The sequence below is a fragment of the Chryseobacterium pennae genome (assembly GCF_003385515.1).
Lineage (GTDB): Bacteria > Bacteroidota > Bacteroidia > Flavobacteriales > Weeksellaceae > Chryseobacterium > Chryseobacterium pennae.
This window is the reverse complement of sequence record NZ_QNVT01000018.1, coordinates 64,222-85,643: the sequence shown is the minus strand read 5'-3', so window position 1 is coordinate 85,643 and position 21,422 is coordinate 64,222. Positions and strand designations below refer to the sequence as shown.

Below are 21,422 nucleotides of genomic sequence, written 5' to 3'. Positions count from 1 at the left end.
TAGATGTTTAATAAAGTAATTACAAATCAGACCAAGACGATGGTACTTTTAATGTTGGTTTTTACCGTCATTGTTCTGTTGTTCAGTGGTTTGGTTTATTTTTCAATCGTTAACTTTTCCCATCAGAGGTTTTATGAGCTTTTAAAGATCCGTACTGCTACTATTATTCAGATAGAAAAAAGTAAGGGGCATCTTGATCTTCCCGAAAACTATATTCTCAGTAACCTGAATGATGAAGAGCTTCCAATGGAAAAAGACTATGTTTTTGCTGTTCCTACGGATTCTAACTTCAAGAAGATTTCTCAGGAAGTTCATATTCCCGATTATTTCTTTAAAAATGTTCTCAAAAAAGGAGAGGATAACTATAATGATAAAGAATTCTATTATATCGGGCAGAGCTTTAAATATGATGATAAAGATTATATTGCTATTGCTTCAGCCAAAAACCACTATGTAATTTACTACCTTGGATTTTTAAAAAGAACACTACTTACCTGTATTGTATTATCATTGTTCTTCAGCATGATCTTTTCATTTTATCTTTCGAAAACACTCTTTAAACCTATTCTTAAAATTACAGGAAAAGTAAAAGAGATCAGCTCGGAAAATCTTCACCTGAGACTGGAGCGACAACCTGATAATAAGGAACTGAATGAATTGGTAGATACCTTCAACGGAATGCTTAACCGTATTGAAACATCTTTTGAGACCCAGAATCATCTGATCGGAAATGTTTCTCATGAATTGAGAACTCCGCTTACCTCAATTATGGGGGAAGCTGATGTTGCTCTTTCTATAAGCAGAACACCGGAAGAGTATAAAGAAACCCTTGAAATCATTCTGGATGAAGCTGAAAAACTGGACAGAAAGATTAAAGCCTTATTAATGATTGCGCAAACAGGTTTTGATGGGAAGATCCAGAAAATGGATAAAGTAAGAATGGATCAGTTGCTTTGGGATGTTATTGAAACCCTGAGAAAAATTGATTCCAGAAATAATATCTATCTGGATATCAGTATGCTTCCTGATAATCCTAAAAAACTGAAAGTACAGGGAAATGAGCAGCTTCTACATCTTGCTGTTGCCAATATTATCAGTAATGGCTGTAAATATTCTAATTTTCAGCAGGTTAAAGTTTCTTTGGGGGCAACAGATGCAGATGTTTATATCATTGTGAAAGATAACGGAATCGGAATTCCTCAATCGGAAATGAATAAAATCTATGATCCTTTCTTCAGGGCTTCCAATACCAATAATTACGAAGGGTATGGAATAGGGCTCCCATTGGCCAGAAATATTGTAAGAATGCACCATGGTGAACTGATTGTTACGTCAAATGAAAATCAGGGAACTACCGTACAGATGCGTTTTCCCAACTTTTACAGTACACAAAAAGAAACCATGTAAATCTGAAGGTAAAAAGTAGGCAAAGGTTTTCTTGAAGAACTTTAGATTGATGTTTCAATGTTAATGACCTTTTAAAGGCTCACACTCCACCGTTTTTATCATTTTTACGTTACCTGTAAAGTAAATGTGGTTAGAAAAATTAGACCACATTAGAATGTTGCTTTTAAAATATGCACTTGCTGAAAATCTTTGATTTTCTTGCGCCTTAAAAGCCATTTTCTATTTAAATCCTTACGCCTTTGCGTTTCCAACATAATTAAGATTTTTTCCACTGCTGATTTTGCTCATTGATTGGATATAGCTTTAAAATGCTGATTGCTTTTGGAAAAACGCAAAGTCGCAAGATTTTTAACATGGTGTACGCTTTTAAGGCGCAAAGATTTTATCTACGATGAAATTTGACAATATTGATGTAATTTATTGATAGTAAATATTTTGCATTGTTTTCCTCTAAGCCGTTTCTTCTTATATTAATAGCTATTAACAATTTTCTAATCTCATTTTAATCTCTTTAATGACATTTTAATTCCGTTCCAAAGAACTTCTAATCTTGCCGCTCTAGTTTTGTATCATCAAAAAAGATAAACACAATACAAAATAATAAGAACATGGCTAAAACAATTTTAATTGCAACAGATTACTCTCTTGAGTCATTAAACATACTGAAAAAAGTTCTGAGAGAAAAAGACGCTTCTGAAGACCAGAACCAGTATGATATCCTTCTGGTTTCAGGATATGATTCAGGAGATTCTATCAGAGATCTTTTATTCAATACGAAAACAACAATTTTCAACAAGATCAGACCTGTAGAGTTTTGCGATGGCTATGAAATCATCAAGAATAAGTATCCTCATTTAATTAATAAAATTACTTGCGACATCTTTACAGGAAGCTTTCAAAGAACGTTTAACCAATATGTAGAGGCTAATACAATTGAGGAAGTTTATTATTCTAACTCTATTAAAAGTAAAGGAAAAGGAAAATTTGATCTTGTTCCTTATATCAAAAAATGCAAAGGGCTGCAGTCTGAAGAAATTACACTGGAAATCAGAGAAAGGCTTCCTGAAAGGGGCAGACTGGCAGAAATCTTTGTGGAGGTTTAATCATCATCAACACAATTTTAAAAAAATAAAAAATGTTAAGAAATTATAGTAACAGCAGAACATTGGGAGACAATATCAGGTTGGGGACGCTGACTGCCTTTACAGCAGGTACTATAAATATTGCATCCCTACTTATATTTCTCTCTTTTACATCGAACGTAACGGGTCACTATGCGATTTTAGCCGCAGAAATCAGCAAAGGAAACTGGTCTCAGGTGGGCATAATGGGAAGTTGGATCTTTTTATTCTTCTTCGGAAGTTTCCTGTCTAACTTCATTGTGATTAATTTTAATAAAAAGAGTAAATATTTTGCCCATGCAATGCCTCTGGTATTGGAAATACTATGCCTGTTTGGAGTAGGAGTGTATGGACAATTATATTATCAAAAAACACTGATGGAGACGGAAATTTTAGTAGCAGTGATGCTTTTTGCGACAGGCTTGCAGAATGGTTTAACGGCAAGTATTTCCAACTTCTCGGTTAAAACGACTCACCTTACGGGAACTACGACCGATTTGGGGATTCTGGTTTCCATGTTTACCCAAAAGAAATACAGGAAAAACGGAGAATTAATTGGAAGGGCAAAATTACTTTTAAGTATTATGATAGCCTATGTTTTAGGAGCAGTTTTCTCCGGGCTAACCTATTACTACCTGGAATTTAGAGTATTCTATGTAATCAGTTTATGCCTTATGATTGTGATAGGATATGATGCATATAAAATTCATGTACGACACTTTAACACTAAGTACAGATATAACAGGATCTATAAAAAACCGAATCTTTTGGCTTATCTGTATGAAAAGATCCACGGGATTCCTAAAACGAATAAGAAAAGAAAATTAGTCTTTGATGACTAAATCCCCGGTGCAGGGGAAATATTACTATTATTTTTTGTATAAACTAGCTGGTTCAATCCTCTATTGATGTAAAACAATAGGGGATTGTTCTCTTCAAAAGATAATATCTCAAATAGTTTGGAGCAGAATTTGCTGAAAGCTGTATTGTTGAAATGTTGATAATTAAATATTAATTCACGGTTTTAATGTTTTAATTCCCGTTTTCATTGACTATTTTTGTAAGTTGATTTACGTTTTTATGTCAGATATTATTCAGCTTTTACCAGATCATGTAGCCAACCAAATTGCGGCGGGAGAGGTGGTGCAGAGACCTGCATCCATCGTGAAAGAACTTTTGGAAAACGCTATAGATGCAGATGCAACAAAGATTGAACTGATCATCAGGGATGCCGGCAAAAACCTTATCCAGGTCGTAGACGATGGAAAAGGGATGTCCGAAACAGATGCCAGACTGGCATTTGAAAGACATGCTACTTCCAAAATCAGAGGAACAGAAGATATCTTTAAGATCGTAACAAAAGGCTTCCGTGGGGAAGCGTTAGCTTCTATAGCTGCCGTTTCACAGGTTGAGCTGAGAACAAAACAAAAGGAGGCCTCCATTGGCACCAACATATATATTGAAGGTGGAGTTTTCCAGTTTCAGGATCCTGTGCAGACAGCAGAAGGGTCAAATTTTCTGGTAAAGAACCTTTTTTATAATGTTCCTGCCAGAAGAAAGTTCCTTAAAAACAACAATATCGAATTCAGACACGTTATTGATGAATTTCAGCGTGTTGCATTGGCTCATGAAGGATTGGAGTTTTCTCTGTTTCATGATGATGAAGCCGTTTTCAGATTAAGAAAAGGAAGCCAGATGCAGCGTATTGTGGATGTTTTCGGAAGAAAACTGCAGCCACTTCTAATTCCTATCAAAGAAGATATCATCTGGTGTAAACTTCATGGATTTGTTGCTAAACCTGAAGGAGCGAAAAAAGCAAGAGGTGAGCAGTTCCTTTTTGTCAACGGAAGATATTTTAAGAGTCCATATTTTAATAAAGCAGTACAGGAAGCTTTTGAAGGCCTTCTTCAGCCGGGATATGTTCCGTCGTTCTTTCTTTATCTGGAGATGGATCCGGAGAAGATTGATGTCAATATCCATCCGCAGAAAACTGAAGTGAAGTTTGAGGACGAGCATCTTATTTTTGCTTTACTGCGTTCAACCATCAAGAGATCATTGGGAATCTATAACGTTTCTCCGAGTCTTGATTTTGATAGAGATCCGGAATTGGATGAGATGATGAATAAACCTATTCCCAGTAAAGGAAATGGGGGAGGTAGCGGTGTTATAAAAATGCCTGAAATTATTGTAGATAGAGATTATAACCCCTTTTTAGAAGAAAGAAATGTAGTACATCCTGAAGAAATTCAAAATCTTACGGAGATGTATCATCAGAGTATTACTGCAGAGCCTTCAAAAATCAATCTGTTTGAAGATGAGGACTTTGATGAAGATCTGATGAGGCTGCCTAACGGATACTGGCTATTTAATAAAGGAGATGTTACCCTGATGCTTGATTTGGGAAGAATGCACAGGCTGTTAGTTTCAGAAAATAATAAATCTACCAGAAAAACAAATACAGGGACAAATAGTCATGCCCTGCTTTTCTCTTTGGAGTATCACATGAACGAGATTGAGAAAAATAAATACGAATCTATCAAAAAATATCTTCCTGAGATTGGGTTTGACATGAAAATTGCTCATGAAAGCGTGCTGAGAATAGATTCGCTTCCTGAAGGGTTGAAAGAAACACAAGCTATGAAGTTTCTGGAGAACCTTTTTGAGATCCTGGATTACAAGACAGAAGATGAGTTTATGCAGTACTATCATAACCAATGGAGTAAAATGCAGTCGAAATCAAGATTTGACTTTATTTATAAAAAAGATGCGGAACAGGTAATCAAAGACTTTACAGCATTAGGATTCCCGGAGTTTTTACCAGATGGAAAAAGGTGTTTCTATGAAGTTCCGTTTAATGATTTTAAAAACAAATTTTAAAAATATGTTTAATAATATACCGCCAATTACAAGAAATATCATCATTATCAATGTGATTGTATTTATTGTTACCTCTTTAATGGGAAATCAGGTGATCGGTTATCTTGCCGGATTTTATCCTTTCTCACCGTTCTTCCACTCGTGGCAGGTGATTACCCATATGTTTATGCATGGAAGTATCATGCATATTTTGTTCAATATGATGACGCTTTTTAGTTTTGGTCCTATCCTGGAACAGACATTAGGCGATAAAAAATATCTGATTCTATATTTTTTAAGTGGTCTGGGAGCTTTCTTCCTGTTTAATTTATGGAATTTTGTTGAGGCTCAGCAGCTTTCCAATGAATTGCAACAGTTAGGCTTTAATGTGGATGCTTATATGTCCGGTGCCAGTGTTCAATTTGCAGGAAGTGCAGAGGCAATTATGAAGCAGAAAGAATTATTGGATAGTTTAAAAGGAATTGTAGCAACTCCTATGGTAGGAGCATCCGGAGCAATTTTCGGAGTGGTAGCTGCTTTTGCAACATTATATCCTGATTCAAAAATCGGAATCATGTTTATTCCGGTTCCTATAAAGGTAAAATATCTTTTGCCGATCGTTATTGTAGTTTCTGTATATCTTGGGATTTCCGGAAATGGAGGCGGAATTGCCCACCTTGCTCACGTTGGTGGAGCTCTAGTTGGCTGGCTTTTGGCAATAAGCTGGAAAAAGCATTTGTATAGATTCAATTAATTATTTCCTGTGAAGATTTTCCGACTTATACTCCTGATCCTACATGTAGGAATCCTATTTTTATTGCTGGGCTCTTTATTGAATGCCTATGTTCCACCTAAGATATTTCCGTGGTTTAATCTGCTTTCTTTAGGGTTTCCTGTTCTGATGATCCTGTATATTGTTTTAACAATATTCTGGGTAATCAGCTGGAAAAAAAGAGCATTTATATTTATGTTTATAGGATTAGCTTTTATTAATCCTGTAAAACGATGGGTTAATTTTTCTTCCGAAAAAAAGAACGATTCCAGCACTATAAAAGTTGTGTCTTTTAATATAAAAGCAGGACTTATGGGGAAGGAAGAGGTATTGAGGTATCTAAAAGCTCAAGATGCAGATGTTATTCTCTTACAGGAAGATGGAGGAATGGAATATCCAACACTTAAAGGCTATAACAGAACCCAGACGAATGGGATCTTAACCATTCTGACAAAGTATCATCTGTCTAACGAAAAATTATTTTTTTCTGAAGATGAAAATATGGAATTACAAAGTGGTCTTCAGGCAGATATTGAAATAAAAGGCAAAACCTATAGATTTGTTGATATCTATCTTTATCCATTTCAGTTCGAAAAAAAGATGGTCAAGCTTGATGGTAATTCAGAAGCTAATGAGCGAAAAGTTAAGGGTGTTATAAAAAAATTAATTCCTACTTTCAAAATACATCAGGATCAAACGAAGAAAATCCGGGAGGCTGTAGAAAACTCTCCATATCCCGTTGTTGTAGCAGGAGATTTTAATTCTGTACCCAATTCTTACGAATATTATCACCTGTCAGAAGGGCTTGAAGATGCATTTATGACATCAGGAAAAGGAAGTGCTACCAGTTTTCATGATTATAAATTTCCACTTAGGATAGATTATGTTTTTTCTTCAAAATCTTTGAAGGCACTATCTTACGTCGTTGACCGTTCTGTCAGTATTTCAGACCATTATCCGGTCATTACTGAATTTTCTGTGAGCGATTAATAATCATAAAAATAGTTAAAATTGGTTGCTTGGTAGGCTTTTTGCTTAAAAATATGCGTACCAAGACCGTTTTTTCATGAAGTCGAATCAGATATTACTATTTATACATATCGCTGTTGCTGTTTTATTGTTGTGCACATTGGGAAATGCATGGGTTCCACCTAATATTTTAGGTAACCTTAATTTGCTTTCTCTTGGTTTTCCCTATCTTATATCTGCACACATTATTCTTACACTGGTATGGATTTTCAAAAAAAATAAAATTGCCATTGCTTTTGCATTGGGAACATTACTCTTTTATAACCCGATAAGAAGATGGGTTAATTTTTCTCCCAAAACAGATCAGGTAAAAACAATCAGGGATATCAAAGTATTGACTTTTAATGTGAAATATGGCGATTATGGATGGGATAAAGTAAAAAACTATATCAAAGAACAGGATCCGGATATTATTCTGGTTCAGGAAAAAGATACGAACCGTGCCCTGAGACAGGATTTGGTAAAATATCCTTCAGTCATTCTTAAAACAAAGCATAAGATTGTAAGACAGGCAGAGATTATAGAAGATAATTCAAGAGGGAATTCTTTCTATGCAGATGTAGACATCAACGGAAAGATCATCAGAATTGTAAATGTTTATCTGGAACCTTTCCGACTTCAGAAAACAATGTTTACAAAGCTGGATGCTATGGGAATTGGAAATCTATCCACTCTTCTTTCTCATATGATTCCTACTTTTCAGGCTCATGAAGATCAGATTAAAAAAATCAGAAAAGCAATTGATTTTTCTCCTTATCCGGTAATTTTAGCCGGCGATTTTAATTCTGTTCCGAATTCATACGAATACTATAGCTTGGGAAAAGATCTTCAGGATGCTTTTTTAACTGCTGGAAAGGGAAGTGCTTCCAGTTTTCATGATTATAAAATTCCTTTAAGAATTGATTATATTTTCAGTTCAAAATCAATCATTCCACTTAGCTATAAAGTAGACCACTCTGTGAAATTGTCAGATCATTATCCTGTAATTGCAGAATTTCTGTTAAATTAGTTCCATGAAAAATTTACTGTCTGCAATATTCATTTTTGCCCTTCTTTTTACGGCCTGTTCCAAGAAAGAATCTCCTGGATTTGCCGTTGAGCAGGATGTAAAAATCCATTATGATACAGTTGCTGTTGATTCCTTTTCCAATGGGGCTGTTACTGTGGATATTGCCCGTAAAATCAAAATGTCTTCTCCCCAGTATCTCGACTCTGTAAAACAGGCTAAAAAGCTTTTGGAAGAAGAGAAGAAACTTAAAGCAGAAGTGGAAAAAGAAAGCAAAAAGAAAGAAGAGGAAGAAAAGAAAAAAGCAGATGCTGAGAAAAAGAAAAAAACTGGCGAAACTTCTCCTTCTGCTGAAACCAAACCAGAATAAATCCAAAAAACATCTTTAAAAATATACAATATGAAAAAACAAATTCTGATGGCATTAGTGATTTCTACATTCACTGTTGCTTGCACAAAATCAACAACAAAGACAGAGCAAGTGGAAAATACAGATGGAACTGTAACTACCACAACGACAACAGTTACTGAAACTTCTCCTCATGGGGTTGATTCAGCGAAAGTTAACGAAGCTAAGGAAAAGGTTGATGCAAAATTAGATCAGGCCGGAGATAAAATAGATAATGCTGCTCAAAAGGCTAAAGATAAAATTGATGCTACAGCAGATAAAACAAAACAGGACCTGAACAAAGCAGGTAATGATATCAAAACTGAAGCTAATAAAGTAGGAAAAGATATCAAAACAGGGGCTCAGGAAGCTGGAAAAGATGCAAAAGAAGCTGCTCGAAAAGGTGCAGCGAAAGTAGAAGATGCTGCTAAAAAATTAAAAGAAGATTTAAGTAAATAAAAAAAGAAAGCCGCAGTTATTCTGCGGCTTTTCTGTTTAGTGATTATATATTAAATACGTTGATAGGCATTTCCATGTAATTCTACAACTGGAATCAGAGAAATAAATATTTCTTAACTATACCATCAATTTTTCCCCATACTAATATTTTATATTTTTTTATTTAATAAAAATTAAAATATTTGAATTTTATTGTTCATTTATTGTGTTTTTATTGTATTTCCATCAATTTATTATGTTAAATAATGTGAAGTTGTTAATTTATATATTTACATCTGTTTAACATATTAATAAAAAACATGAAGAAAAAAGTTATAATTTTATTGGGATGTCTGTTTTTGTTACATTCTTGTAAATCAGAAATTGAAGATACTTCGGGGAATCCAAACTCTACGAGCGTCCAAGAATCAAATGTTATTACCCATAAACTGATGATTAATGGTAATCCAACTTATGTTAATGAGGTGGATGGAAAATACTATTTTGCAGATGATGTGATTATTTCACCAGACCAATTTAATTATTTAAAACAATTAGCTGCAGGAAGTACTAATGGGCGCAGCACTATTGCTAAGTCTTTTGCAAGAACCTGGCCTAATGGAATTGTTTACTACAGAATTCCGGATCAGGGGACACTTAGCAATGCAAACTACGGAATGTTTAAAAAAAATCTTGACAGTGCATTTAATATCATTTCTTCAAGAACAAAAATTGAATTTGTAGAAAAAACGACACAGCCAGAATATCTGCATTTTCAATATTCATCATCTGCTAATAACTCTCCTTTAGGATGGAGAGGGAGTGAGGCATACGGACAAATCTTTAATACCATTAATATTTACAATTATAATGTTCCTGCTATTATTGCTCATGAAACAATGCACTCTATGGGGATAATGCATGAACAATGCAGACCGGACAGGGGGCAATACATGATTGTGAATTTAAATAGAGCGGATCAACGATATTTAATTAATTTTAATATAGATCCTACAATGTCTGGATATGGAGATTTTGACTTTGAATCAGTAATGATGTATGGACCTACAGATTTTGCAATAAACCCGGCTCTTCCAGTCATGACCAGGTTAGATGGGTCACTTTTTACCAAGCAAAGAGTTCGTCTTTCTGATGGTGATTATAATGGTATTAACCATTTATATGCTCCTGTTAATGATGGTATTGTTGGTGTGTATAACTTTACCTCTGCATTAGGCAACGGGCTGAATATCGCGTCTCAGAGAGATGCCGTTGATCAGAATAAAATCAATGTTGTTTTGTCTCAGGCTGCAGTAAATAATAACCAGAAGTTTATTTTACGTAAATCAGATCATGGATATTATACTATAAGATCTGTTTGGGATGCAACAAAAGTGCTTACAATTAGTGGTACAGCAAATGGCTCAGCTGTTGAATTTCGAAGAAATACCAATGGAAATGATCAAAAATGGAAGCTATACAATTTAGGGAATGACGGCTATAGTTTTGAACCGCTTAATGCTTCCGGTTTAAGGCTGGAAGTAAGAAACGGACAGGCTGTTAACGGAACATTGCTTGTTGTTGGAACTGATCAGAGTAATCCTACAACCGGTCAGGTTCCTGATAGACAGAGATTTAAATTGAATAACGCCAATTGATCAGAATAAGTATAAATAAAATGCAGTTGAATGGTTGATTCAACTGCATTTTTATTTTCAACGGATGAAATTATCCGGCTGTATTTATGATTATTTTTTACTTATTTGTTGAGTGCTAGTAAAGGATCAATATATTCCCTGTCATTACTCAATCTCGGCACTTTATTCTGCCCGCCAAGTTTTCCTTTGGACTCCAGCCAGTGATAGAATAAATTATCTTTGGCAATATGAACGATGGGTTTTCTGAGAGTGATATTATTATACCTTTTCGCTTCGTAATCCGAATTGATTTTCTTTAAATGCTGATCAAAGGCATCAACAAAACTATCCAGGTTATCCGGTTGCTGGCTGAATTCAAAGATCCATTCATGGGCACCGCCCTCATTTTCTTTCATGAAGACAGGAGCGCCTGTAAAATCTGTAATCTGAGCCCCGGTTAGCTCACAGGCTTTGGAAAGAGCAGATTCTACATTGGTAATCATTAGTTCTTCCCCAAAAGCATTGATGTAATGCTTGGTTCTTCCCGTTATTTTTATTCTGAAAGGGTTGATAGAGGTAAATACAACTGTATCACCGATCAGGTATCTCCATAATCCGCCGTTGGTAGTGATGACCATAGCGTAATTTTTCCCAATCTCTACATCTTCCAGGCTTACTACTTTTGGATTGGAAAAATGAAACTCATCCATTGGAATAAACTCGTAGAATATACCATAATCAAGCATCAGAAGCATCTCGTCACTATTGGATCTGTCCTGTATCCCGAAGAAACCTTCGGAAGCATTGTAAATTTCGTAGTAATTGATGTTTTTTCCGATGATCTGATGGAATTGCTCCCTGTAGGGCTTAAAACTGATTCCGCCGTGAAAAAACACCTCCAGATTAGGCCACAGCTCTGAAATATTGGCTCCATTGGTTTCCTTCAGTACTCTTTGTAAAAGAACCATCATCCAGCTTGGAACTCCAAGGATACTTCCCACGTCTTGATTTTTTACTTCAGAGGTGATGGCTTTCAGCTTGCTTTCCCATTCACCCATTAAAGAAACCTTCTTACTTGGTGTGGTGGTAATTTCTACCCAAAATGGGAGATTATCAATTAAAATAGCGGATAAATCGCCAAATTTAGTGTTAAAATCAGCATATAGTTCAGAGCTTCCGCCCAGACGCAAATTTTTATAGTTGAAAAGTTGATTTTCCGGGTGATTGTTGGCGTAAATAGAAACCATGTCTTTCCCTGCCTTCATATGGCAATATTCAAGGCTTTCTGCAGAAATGGGGATGAATTTGCTTTTTGCATTTGTTGTTCCGGAGGATTTTGCAAAATGCTTAATCAGTCCTGGCCAGCTTACATCTTTTTGTCCCTGTCTTGCTTTTTCAATATAAGGCTCCATTTCTTCATAGGTAACAACCGGAACTTTATTTTTAAAGTCCTGATAGCTTGAAATGGAATTAAAACCATACTGTCTGCCATATTCTGTGTCTTCCGCATGAAACAGTTGGGAGAATAATATACCCTTCTGAGTCTCAATGGGATGATCCATAAAGTTCTGAATCTGATCTATCCTTTGGCGGATAAACCAGTTGACTACAGTATTAAAAAGTGCTTTGGTTGCCATTCCAACAAATATAATAATATTTGAATGTTTAGAGAATTTTTTAAGGAGCTAAATAAAAAAACCGTTACAAAATCTGTAACGGTTTAGTATTTGGTTTATTGTTTATCTTAGCAGTACTCATCATAAGCAGCCTGAAGGTTTGCAGCGATTGCTCCTGCAGGATTTCCTTCAATATGATGTCTTTCCAGCATGTGAACCAATTCTCCATCTTTGAAAAGTGCCACGCAAGGTGAACTTGGAGGGAATGGTGCAAGGTGTTTTCTTGCCTCTACTACAGCTTCTGTATCAAAACCTGCAAATACAGTCGTTAAATGATCTGGTTTTTTATCTCCTGTTAAAGAATATACTACTCCCGGTCTTGCAGCACCTGCCGCACATCCACATACGGAGTTAATTACCAATAATGTAGTTCCGGATTGCTTGATAGCGTCTTCTACCTGAGCAGGAGTTGTTAAATCCTGGAAACCTTTATCTGTAAGTTCAGCCTTCATAGGCATTACTAAATCTGTTGGATACATATATTTTGTTTTTATCAGCACAAAGTTACGTAATTCTTTACGTTTGTTCAATATATAATAACTATGAATGGTTTAGGTATATAAAATTAACCAAATATTAATATTGTAATAATATTCATAAAAATATGAAATAAAACTAGGAATAATGAAATATTATTATTAAATTTGAAATGATTCTGAAAAACAAACGACCATGAAAAAAACATTTAAGGCTTTCCCTCAAGCAATCAATCACTTAATACCATCTGAAATATGATCGTATCTAAACTCTTTTTTTAAAGTTTTTTGAATCAAAGACAAGTAGACTTTAATATCCAAAAAATGAAGCCCGAGACTAACTGTCCCGGGCTTCTTAATCAAATCGATATGCAAAGGTTGTATATCCTTAGTTATGGCATGAGATACGAGCTTATGACATTCGGAATCAATCCGAACCTCAGGACCCGGATCACATTATGAAAGGAGCTTTTTAACCATCTCAGAAATGCTTTTTCCGTCTGATTTTCCTGCTAATGCTTTTGAGGCTGCTCCCATTACCTTCCCTAAATCTTTAATAGATTCAGCTCCGGTTTCTGAAATAATATTTTTAATTTCTGTTTCTAATTCTTCTGCAGAAAGCTGTTTTGGTAGAAACTTCTCAATGACTTTCATCTGAGCTTCTTCCACTTCCGCAAGGTCTTGTCTTCCCTGAGCAGAAAACTGCTCAAAAGAATCTTTACGCTGCTTAATCATTCTCTGAAGAATGGCAATTTCCTGTTCTGCAGAAACTTCAGCACCTCTGGCTTCTGTTTTTAAAAGAAGAATTTGTGATTTTACAGCACGAAGAGAATCCAGAGCAACTCTGTCTTTCTCTCTCATGGCTGTTTTTATTGCTTCGCTTATTATATTTTCTAAACTCATGTTTATATGCTTTTGGCTTTTGGCGGCTGGCTGCTAGCATGACTAAAAAAGCCATTAGCTAGTAGCCAGCTGCCATCAGCATTAGTCTACGTCTTTATTTAAAAATCTGTTTTCCCTGATCTGCATAGAACCGTTGTTGTCAGACATATAGGTGTTGATATTTTGGTCTGATGCATTGGTTCCGTCAATAGAGATATTTTTTCTCTTGAAAGCAGGAATAGATTCGAATTCACTTGTGCTATCGAAACTTTGATAACGGGAATTGAATTCTTTTAATTTATTTCTTCTTTCTATTACTCTTTCCTGATCGATCGTTTTATTAACGAAAGTGAATTCTGATTCTTCAGTTTGCGGAGCTTCAATTTCTGTTTTATTTTCAAAAGCTGGTCTTGTTTCAGCTTTCGGTTCTTCTTTCTGATAGAACGTTTCGATTTTCTGAGCAGGTTCTGCTACAGCACTTGCCGGAGCATTAAATTCTGCTTTTGGCTGTCCATAATCAGATTTAGGTTCGTTTCTGCTTGGTTCATTAACGAAGAAATTGAATTCAACCGGCTTCTCCTGTGAAGAATTGTTGTTGAATACATTACCAGACTGAGGTTCTTCTTTTTTATTATCAAAATCGAATGAGAAAGACTGAATTTCCAAATCGTTCGGATCTTCCTCTTCTTCAATGGAAAGTAAACTGTATTCTTCCTGTTCGTCTTCATTTCTCCATTCTTGTTCAGGAGTATTGATTGTACTTTCTTCCTTGTCAAAGAATTTTATCTCTGTTTTGATCTCCTCTTCTTCAATAATCATTTTTCTTTCAATAGAAGTTGCATTGAAGGGAGCGTCATGGTCTTCATCATCCAATCTGAAAAGATTTTTTCTACTGAAGTCATGTGTTGCTTCAGTGGCAGAATCCCTTTCTTCTCTTGTTTTAAATGGAGAAGATTTTTGAGATTCTAAATTATCATTAAGACTGATTCTGATCTTTTCTGTAGGACCGGAGAATTTCTTATTGTCATTAGAGAATCCTGTAGCGATAACAAGTACACTTACTGCATCTCCTAATTCTTCATCAGCACCCACCCCGAAAATAATATCAGCAGTATTTCCTGCCTCTTTCTGGATATGGTCCATAATGATACCGATTTCGTCCATGGTCACTTCTTCTGCACCACTTCTGATCAACAATAGTACATTTTTAGCACCTGTAATCTTGTTGTCATTCAATAGTGGAGAATCCAATGCTTTTCTTACGGCTTCTTCAGCTTTATTTTCACCTGAAGCAGAACCTGTGGACATCAATGCTGTACCGGAGTTTTGAAGTACAGATTTAGCATCTCTAAAGTCAATGTTTACATCAAAATAACCGGTAATAACTTCTGCCATACCTTTTGCAGCATTGGCTAATACTTCATCAGCTTTGGAGAATCCCTGTTTGAATCCAAGGTTTCCAAATTGCTGTCTAAGTTTATCGTTGTTGATTACAATGAGTGAATCAACATTATTTTTTAATTTATCAAGTCCGTTTTCAGCCTGTTCCAATCTTCTTTTTCCTTCGAAGCTGAAAGGTACGGTAACAATACCTACGGTTAAGATTCCCATATCTTTTGCTACCTTAGCAATAACAGGAGCGGCTCCGGTACCAGTACCACCACCCATTCCGGCAGTGATGAACACCATTTTAGTGTTCTGTCCCATAGCAGCCTTAATATCTTCAATACTTTCGATGGCTGATTTTTCTCCTACTTCAGGGTCAGCTCCTGCTCCTAAACCTTCAGTAATAGTAGTTCCTAGCTGAACTTTATTAGCAACAGGGTTATTATCCAGAGTCTGAGCATCTGTATTACAGATCACGAAGTCAACCCCGTGGATCCCTTTTTCGTACATGTGCTTTAGCGCGTTGTTTCCACCGCCTCCTACACCGATTACTTTTATGATGGATGAATTTCCTTTTGGTAGGTCAAATGAAAATCCTTGTGTACCTATATTTTCCATAACTATACTTTTAATAATTATAATTGATATTTGACTGATGATAATTGATAAGGAAAAGATCGTTTATCGCTTATCATTCATCATTTATAATTTACTCTACTTCTTCAAAGAATTTTTTTACTTTTTCCATAAGCGACTGTCCGAAGGTCAATTTCGCTTTTCTGTTTTCCTGTCTTTCATCAGCCACCGATTTCTCCTGAACCGGAGCTGCAGTCTGCTGAACGGGCTGAACAGTTTCTGCCTGTACAGGAGCTGCTTCGGGCTTAGTCTGCTCTTTTACAACTTCTTCTATATCATCAACAGTCTGCTTTTTGTCTCTGATCTTCAAACTTTCCATCAGTAACCCAATAGACGTAGCAAATTCAGGGCCTTTCAGGTACTGATTTTTATCGTTGGCAATATATTCATTTGCGAAACCGATTCTGCTGTCAAAACCTGTGGTATAGTTGGCCAGCTGTCTCAGATGCTTAAGGTTTGATCCACCACCTGTAAGAACGATTCCGGCAATCAGTTTTTTCTTTTGTTCAAAGGCTCCGTAAGCTTTAAGTTCGGTATTCACCATCTCTAAAACTTCTTCTACTCTTGCATTGATGATCTGAGCAAGGGTTTTTAAAGAAATTTCTTTATCTGGTCGCCCATGAAGTCCGGGAATTGTTACAAAAGTACTGTCTTTTTCCAATTCTGGAACAGCCGAACCGAATTTTACTTTCAATTGTTCAGCATGTTTTTCAATAATGGAGCAACCTTCTTTAATATCTTCCGTAATAATTCCTCCTCCGTAAGGGATTACGCAGGTATGACGGATGATATTGTCTTTGAAGATCGCAATATCTGTAGTTCCCCCTCCAATGTCTACAATAGCAACTCCGGCTTCCTTCTCTTCTTTGGTAAGAACAGCTTCTGAAGAGGCTAATGGTTCTAAAGTAAGGGCTTCCATTTCTAATCCGGCTTCACGAACGCATCTTGCAATATTTCTGATACTTCCCATTTGCCCGACTACAACGTGGAAGTTAGCTTCTAAACGTTTTCCGTGCATTCCGACGGGCTCTTGAATTTCGCCTTCGGAATCCACTTTATATTCTTGTGGAAGTACATGGATAATTTCTTCTCCAGGAAGCATAACCAGTTTCTTGACCTGATCTTTTAATGCTTCAATATCATCATCTGTGATGAATTTATCCGGATGTTCACGCATAATATAATCGGAGTGCTGCAGAGAACGGATGTGTTTTCCTGCAATACCTACCGTAACTTTGCGGATAGGAACCCCGGCACTGGATTGTGCCTCGGATACTGCAGCCTTGATTGAATTAATTGTCTGTGAAATATTATTCACAATACCTTTATGAACACCAAGACTTTTAGCTTTTCCTACACCGAGAACTTCTATTTTCCCGTGTGCATTCCTTCTTCCGACAATCGCGACTATCTTCGTTGTCCCGATGTCCAGACCTACTGAATACTCTTGATTTTCCATTTTTTATATCGATTTGATTTTTTCTACTTTTTCCATACAGGGCCAAGTCCTGTTTTGTGTTAAATTGCCTTTTTGAGACTTTTTTTTATTCTATTTTCACCTTTGGTTTCGGCTTTGGTTTGGACTGTGCCGTGGCCGTAGTTTTTTTCTCTGTTTTCTTTGTTTCCTTTGCCTGTGTTTTAGGCTTTATGCTCTCTTTCTTTTTTACCGGAGGTGAGCTTGTCTTTTTTACTTCTGCAATTTTTGGCTTTACATCCGCCTTTTTAGCAGCAGCAGTGAGCACAGGAGCTTTTGCCATTTCTAATTTACCAGCTTTCAGGATACTGTCGTTTTCTTTAAAGTGTGGGTTTAGAGTGGTTACAATCTGGTTCTGATATTTTACAGAAACCATATTGTACTTTTGAGGATCCTGATAGACCAGGTATTTTTCTACAAAAGTTTTAAACCCTTTTACTTTAAAATCAATATTCTCCAGATCTCCAATTTCCACTCTGTAATTTCCTTCGCTGGTAAGGAGATTGTAGCTGTCTTTACTTTTTGAAATTCCAATGAAGAACTTCTTGCTGAAATCATCGTGATCAATTTTTCCAACTAATTCTGCCAGTTTTTCATATTCATCCGGTTGTACATTTCCTGTTACCAGCATACAAGGATGAGAATAGGTTCTTGAAATAGGAAATTCAATTCCTTTTTCATCTACATAAAAGTCTTTTCCATCCTTGTTAAGTCTGAATACCGGAACTCTCTGTTTGATATCCAGATTCAATTTACCGTTTAGGTTCAGATAGACATTGGCACTGTCAACAGCCGGAAGTGAGTTGATCTTTTTTTCCAAAGCCGGAATGTTCAGATCTCCTACTTTCCCTGATGGGTTTTCCTTTTTTACAATTTCTCTGATGTCTTTTTCATCAACAAAGTAAACAGGCGTTTTTTCATTCATTTTTACAGAAATCTTATTATCCGTAATCTTTTGACCACCGAATCTCTTCAATGAGAAACTCAGTAACAATCCAAGGATGATTACCGTGATAACAATTTTTAATATTCTGTACTTATTTTTCATATTTTTCTTTAAACGCTGGGCTTAAAGTATTTTTATTTCTTTTTCGTAGAGATGTTCCGCTCTCCATTACAATTTATTTACAACTCGTTTTACGCCGTCTTTGAATAACATTGAATGAAAGTTTAAAATCATTCCTAATTTCATACCTGTTATCCTCAAATAATTTAAAAGCTGAAAGAAATGATAATCATTAATTTCCGGAACTGCTTTTATCTCAATTATTACTTTGTTTTCAATTAATAAATCAACTCTGAACGCATTAGAGATATTTAATTCTTCATATTTAATATCAATATTTTTTTGATATTCTACATTCAATCCTCTTTTCTTCAATTCATAGACTAAGCATTCTTCATATACATTTTCATAAAGTCCTATCCCAAGGGTACGATGTATTTTCATTCCAGCATCGAAAACAATACCTGAAATTTCATTTTCTATCATACATTGTGTGTTTTTTATTTTTAACGCTATGGTCGCAAAGGATCCTTATTCTTTTTCCGTTCGCGAGGGCGTTTTACTCAGCGAAGGTTGTAAGTTTTATACTTTTATTTTTAATATATCTGTTTTTACAGAAATCTCTGTTATTTTATCTTCATTGCTAAGTGAAACGCCTCTGCGTTCGAAAAATATTTTCCTTTTTAAGTTTTCTTAGCGTACACTGCGTGTATGTTAAATTTTCGTTATCCATTCGCAGATTGGGTCATATAGGGTATCTATATTTCCGGCTCCTACGGTGAGAAGGATGTCAAAATCTTTTTCTTTTATCTTTTCAAAAGCATCGGATAAAGTGGATGCTTCTTTTTTGTCTAATGTTACTTTTTCCAACAGCCATTTTGAAGTGATTCCTTCAAAATTTTCCTGAAGCTCTCTTGCTGGATAAATATCCAATAAGATCAATTCGTCTGCATTGCTTAGGCTTTCTGCAAATCCATCTGCAAAATCTCTTGTTCTGCTAAACAGGTGCGGCTGGAAGACTACCAATAGCTTTTTATCGGGATAAAATGTTTTGATAGAGCTTATTACCGCATTGATTTCTGTTGGATGGTGCGCATAATCATCTATATAAATTTTGCCATTTTCATAAAAATGTTTGGTATATCTTCTTTTAATTCCCTTAAAATTGGCAATTGCTTTTTTCAGCGTATCAAAATCTACGCCCAAATTGTGCAAAATTGCTAATGCAACTGTAGCATTTTCCACATTATGAATCCCCGGAATTTCCCAAACAAAATCTTTTATAGTTTCTGTAGGGGTATGGAAGTCAAAATAAATCTTATCATGATCCATTCTCAGGTTATCTGAATAGTAGTCAGCTTTTTCATTTACAGCATACGTCTGATGTGCTCTTCCGATTTCAATTCCTTTTCTTACGAATAGTTGTTTATCTTCCGGAACTAAGGCTGCAAATTGTCTGAAACCTTCTTCAATATGGCTTTTATCCCCATAAATATCCAAATGGTCTGCATCGGTTGAAGTGACTACTGCCCAATCCGGAGATAGGTTCAGGAAGCTTCTGTCATATTCATCTGCTTCCACCACTGAATACGTGGAACCGTTATAAAGGAAATTTGACTTAAAGTTCTCAGAAATACCTCCTAAAAAGCATGAAAACGGAAGGTCTGCTTCTTTGCATAGATGAGAGACCAGGGTAGATGTAGTGGTCTTTCCGTGAGTTCCAGCTACAGCGATGCAGTCTGTATTTTCAGTGATTAATCCTAAAACTTTGGCACGTTTCAATACTTCAAACTGATTTTGGTTGAAGTAATCTAAGATTCCAAGCGTTTTAATAGCAGGAGTATAAATTACCAATGTATCTTCTTTTTGAAGGGATGTAATTCTTTCGTCAATGAGATCTTCGAAAACAATATCAATTCCTTCTTGCATCAGATTTTGGGTAAGCTTGGTGTTGGTTTTATCGTAACCCAATACTTTTTTTCCGGACGCATGGAAATAGCGTGCTAGTGCACTCATTCCTATACCCCCGATTCCCACGAAGTAAAAGTTTTGATATGTTTCTAAATTCTTCATTTTTCCTTTATCTATTAATCACTTTAAATATCTCATCTACAATCTCTTTTGTGGCATCTGGTTTAGCAAAATACTCAAGATTGTCGGACATTTCTTTTCTTACATTTTCATTTTCGCAGATTTCTGATAATGTATTCCAGAATTTTTCCTGCATTTCAGAGTCTTTTACCATTCTGGCTGCATTTTTTTCAACCAGATTCATGGCATTTTTGGTTTGATGGTCTTCCGCTGCAAAAGGGAAAGGAACCAACAATACCGGTTTCTGTGCTACAGCCAACTCTGAAATGGCAATGGCTCCGGCTCTTGAAACGATGATATCTGCTGCAGAATAAGCAAGTTCCATGTCTTTGATAAATTCACGGATCTGAATATTTCTGGTATCAATATCTTTTGTTTCTTCTAAAATATCTTTATAATCAAGCTTTCCTGTCTGCCAGATCAACTGATAATCTTTGTCTACAATTTGTTTTAGATGAGATTTCCATGCATTGTTTAATGTTCTGGAGCCTAAAGATCCACCTACTGATAAAATGGTAAGCTTATCTTTATTTAATCCCATTTTTTGTTTTGCCTGAGCAGTATCCTGCATCCCTGAAATAATAACAGAACGGATAGGATTTCCCAGAAATTTTATCTTTTCTGCCGGGAAGCCTGCTACTTTGGGATAGGCTGTAAATATAGCTTTAGCTGCTTTACTTAAAATTTTATTAGTTACTCCTGCATGAGCGTTCTGCTCCTGAATAAAAACAGCAACTCCCAATTTGGTAGCTTCATATAAAGCGGGTCCGCTTGCAAATCCTCCTGTTCCTATCGCAACATCCGGTTTAAAGTCTTTGATGATCGCTTTTGATCTGCTTAAACTTTTTATAATCTTGAAAGGAAGTCCTAAATTGGATAATAGGTTTCCTCTGTCGATTCCGGCGATATCAATTCCTTCAATTTTGTAGCCTGCTTGTGGAACTTTTTCCATTTCCATTTTTCCGTTGGCCCCAATGAACAAAAATTCTGCATCAGGAAATCTTTTCTTGATCTCATCAGCGATGGCGATGGCAGGGAAGATGTGTCCTCCTGTTCCTCCACCTGATAGTAATACTTTTAATTTTTTGTTCATTGTCTAATATAATAGGACTGTGTCCGATTGTTTGTTAAATCGTCCCTT

General features: G+C 35.9%; 19 protein-coding genes. 10 read left to right on the top strand and 9 right to left on the bottom strand.

Annotated features, from left to right (window positions below; translation table 11 throughout):
- Window positions 1-3 precede the first annotated feature (3 nt).
- The 10 genes from DRF65_RS17685 to DRF65_RS17640 all read left to right on the top strand — a co-directional run bounded on the left by DRF65_RS17685 (window position 4) and on the right by DRF65_RS17640 (window position 10,675).
- Window positions 4-1,407: a sensor histidine kinase gene (locus DRF65_RS17685; RefSeq protein ID WP_115972075.1), complete on the top strand. Its 1,404-nt coding sequence runs from the start codon at window positions 4-6 to the stop codon at window positions 1,405-1,407.
- Between the two features lie 608 nt (window positions 1,408-2,015).
- Window positions 2,016-2,510, top strand: a complete 495-nt coding sequence (locus DRF65_RS17680; RefSeq protein ID WP_115972074.1) for a hypothetical protein — start codon at window positions 2,016-2,018, stop codon at window positions 2,508-2,510.
- A gap of 32 nt (window positions 2,511-2,542) precedes the next feature.
- On the top strand, window positions 2,543-3,370 hold the full coding sequence (locus DRF65_RS17675; RefSeq protein ID WP_115972073.1) for a YoaK family protein: 828 nt from the start codon (window positions 2,543-2,545) through the stop codon (window positions 3,368-3,370).
- Window positions 3,371-3,608: 238 nt separating this feature from the next.
- Window positions 3,609-5,405, top strand: a complete 1,797-nt coding sequence (mutL, locus tag DRF65_RS17670) for a DNA mismatch repair endonuclease MutL (RefSeq protein ID WP_115972072.1) — start codon at window positions 3,609-3,611, stop codon at window positions 5,403-5,405.
- Window positions 5,406-5,409: 4 nt separating this feature from the next.
- A complete protein-coding gene (locus DRF65_RS17665; RefSeq protein ID WP_115972112.1) occupies window positions 5,410-6,138 on the top strand; it encodes a rhomboid family intramembrane serine protease in 729 nt (242 codons plus the stop codon).
- Window positions 6,139-6,147: 9 nt separating this feature from the next.
- Entirely contained in the window at window positions 6,148-7,146 is a 999-nt protein-coding gene (locus DRF65_RS17660; RefSeq protein ID WP_228438777.1) for an endonuclease/exonuclease/phosphatase family protein, read from the top strand.
- 76 nt (window positions 7,147-7,222) lie between these two features.
- Entirely contained in the window at window positions 7,223-8,194 is a 972-nt protein-coding gene (locus DRF65_RS17655; protein ID WP_115972071.1) for an endonuclease/exonuclease/phosphatase family protein, read from the top strand.
- A 4-nt stretch (window positions 8,195-8,198) separates the two neighbouring features.
- A complete protein-coding gene (locus DRF65_RS17650; protein ID WP_115972070.1) occupies window positions 8,199-8,561 on the top strand; it encodes a hypothetical protein in 363 nt (120 codons plus the stop codon).
- A gap of 30 nt (window positions 8,562-8,591) precedes the next feature.
- Window positions 8,592-9,038, top strand: coding sequence for a hypothetical protein (locus tag DRF65_RS17645; protein WP_115972069.1), 447 nt, complete (start codon window positions 8,592-8,594; stop codon window positions 9,036-9,038).
- A gap of 299 nt (window positions 9,039-9,337) precedes the next feature.
- Window positions 9,338-10,675, top strand: coding sequence for a M12 family metallopeptidase (locus DRF65_RS17640; RefSeq protein WP_115972068.1), 1,338 nt, complete (start codon window positions 9,338-9,340; stop codon window positions 10,673-10,675).
- 101 nt (window positions 10,676-10,776) lie between these two features.
- Here the strand turns inward: DRF65_RS17640 and DRF65_RS17635 are convergent, their stop codons facing one another.
- The 9 genes from DRF65_RS17635 to murG form a co-directional block, all read right to left on the bottom strand.
- Window positions 10,777-12,291, bottom strand: a complete 1,515-nt coding sequence (locus tag DRF65_RS17635) for a GH3 auxin-responsive promoter family protein (RefSeq protein WP_115972067.1) — start codon at window positions 12,289-12,291, stop codon at window positions 10,777-10,779.
- A 107-nt stretch (window positions 12,292-12,398) separates the two neighbouring features.
- On the bottom strand, window positions 12,399-12,809 hold the full coding sequence (locus DRF65_RS17630; RefSeq protein ID WP_115972066.1) for a BrxA/BrxB family bacilliredoxin: 411 nt from the start codon (window positions 12,807-12,809) through the stop codon (window positions 12,399-12,401).
- 453 nt (window positions 12,810-13,262) lie between these two features.
- Window positions 13,263-13,709 carry a GatB/YqeY domain-containing protein gene (locus DRF65_RS17625; protein ID WP_115972065.1) on the bottom strand — a complete coding sequence of 149 codons (447 nt, stop codon included), beginning with the start codon at window positions 13,707-13,709 and terminating at the stop codon, window positions 13,263-13,265.
- Between the two features lie 81 nt (window positions 13,710-13,790).
- On the bottom strand, window positions 13,791-15,692 hold the full coding sequence (gene ftsZ / locus DRF65_RS17620; RefSeq protein ID WP_115972064.1) for a cell division protein FtsZ: 1,902 nt from the start codon (window positions 15,690-15,692) through the stop codon (window positions 13,791-13,793).
- 91 nt (window positions 15,693-15,783) lie between these two features.
- Complete coding sequence (gene ftsA, locus DRF65_RS17615; protein WP_115972063.1) at window positions 15,784-17,169, bottom strand: cell division protein FtsA; 1,386 nt, start codon at window positions 17,167-17,169, stop codon at window positions 15,784-15,786.
- Between the two features lie 85 nt (window positions 17,170-17,254).
- The gene (locus DRF65_RS17610; RefSeq protein WP_115972062.1) at window positions 17,255-18,232 is read right to left on the bottom strand and encodes a cell division protein FtsQ/DivIB; all 978 of its coding nucleotides are present in this window, start codon (window positions 18,230-18,232) and stop codon (window positions 17,255-17,257) included.
- A gap of 66 nt (window positions 18,233-18,298) precedes the next feature.
- The gene (locus tag DRF65_RS17605) at window positions 18,299-18,676 is read right to left on the bottom strand and encodes a GxxExxY protein (RefSeq protein WP_115972061.1); all 378 of its coding nucleotides are present in this window, start codon (window positions 18,674-18,676) and stop codon (window positions 18,299-18,301) included.
- 228 nt (window positions 18,677-18,904) lie between these two features.
- Window positions 18,905-20,263, bottom strand: coding sequence for a UDP-N-acetylmuramate--L-alanine ligase (murC, locus tag DRF65_RS17600; RefSeq protein ID WP_115972060.1), 1,359 nt, complete (start codon window positions 20,261-20,263; stop codon window positions 18,905-18,907).
- 7 nt (window positions 20,264-20,270) lie between these two features.
- Window positions 20,271-21,374 (bottom strand): undecaprenyldiphospho-muramoylpentapeptide beta-N-acetylglucosaminyltransferase, encoded by a 1,104-nt coding sequence (murG, locus tag DRF65_RS17595; RefSeq protein ID WP_115972059.1) that lies wholly within the window; start codon window positions 21,372-21,374, stop codon window positions 20,271-20,273.
- Between the last annotated feature and the right edge of the window lie 48 nt (window positions 21,375-21,422).

Bases quoted from the DNA above. Each gene is read 5' to 3' on its own strand.
- DRF65_RS17665 (WP_115972112.1), top strand. From the start codon at position 5,410: ATGTTTAATAATATACCGCCAATTACAAGAAATATCATCATTATCAAT.
- DRF65_RS17635 (WP_115972067.1), bottom strand. From the start codon at position 12,291: ATGGCAACCAAAGCACTTTTTAATACTGTAGTCAACTGGTTTATCCGC.
- DRF65_RS17630 (WP_115972066.1), bottom strand. From the start codon at position 12,809: ATGTATCCAACAGATTTAGTAATGCCTATGAAGGCTGAACTTACAGAT.
- DRF65_RS17650 (WP_115972070.1), top strand. From the start codon at position 8,199: ATGAAAAATTTACTGTCTGCAATATTCATTTTTGCCCTTCTTTTTACG.
- ftsZ (WP_115972064.1), bottom strand. From the start codon at position 15,692: ATGGAAAATATAGGTACACAAGGATTTTCATTTGACCTACCAAAAGGA.
- DRF65_RS17655 (WP_115972071.1), top strand. From the start codon at position 7,223: ATGAAGTCGAATCAGATATTACTATTTATACATATCGCTGTTGCTGTT.
- murG (WP_115972059.1), bottom strand. From the start codon at position 21,374: ATGAACAAAAAATTAAAAGTATTACTATCAGGTGGAGGAACAGGAGGA.
- ftsA (WP_115972063.1), bottom strand. From the start codon at position 17,169: ATGGAAAATCAAGAGTATTCAGTAGGTCTGGACATCGGGACAACGAAG.
- DRF65_RS17605 (WP_115972061.1), bottom strand. From the start codon at position 18,676: ATGATAGAAAATGAAATTTCAGGTATTGTTTTCGATGCTGGAATGAAA.
- mutL (WP_115972072.1), top strand. From the start codon at position 3,609: ATGTCAGATATTATTCAGCTTTTACCAGATCATGTAGCCAACCAAATT.
- DRF65_RS17675 (WP_115972073.1), top strand. From the start codon at position 2,543: ATGTTAAGAAATTATAGTAACAGCAGAACATTGGGAGACAATATCAGG.
- DRF65_RS17640 (WP_115972068.1), top strand. From the start codon at position 9,338: ATGAAGAAAAAAGTTATAATTTTATTGGGATGTCTGTTTTTGTTACAT.
- DRF65_RS17645 (WP_115972069.1), top strand. From the start codon at position 8,592: ATGAAAAAACAAATTCTGATGGCATTAGTGATTTCTACATTCACTGTT.
- DRF65_RS17680 (WP_115972074.1), top strand. From the start codon at position 2,016: ATGGCTAAAACAATTTTAATTGCAACAGATTACTCTCTTGAGTCATTA.
- murC (WP_115972060.1), bottom strand. From the start codon at position 20,263: ATGAAGAATTTAGAAACATATCAAAACTTTTACTTCGTGGGAATCGGG.
- DRF65_RS17625 (WP_115972065.1), bottom strand. From the start codon at position 13,709: ATGAGTTTAGAAAATATAATAAGCGAAGCAATAAAAACAGCCATGAGA.
- DRF65_RS17685 (WP_115972075.1), top strand. From the start codon at position 4: ATGTTTAATAAAGTAATTACAAATCAGACCAAGACGATGGTACTTTTA.
- DRF65_RS17610 (WP_115972062.1), bottom strand. From the start codon at position 18,232: ATGAAAAATAAGTACAGAATATTAAAAATTGTTATCACGGTAATCATC.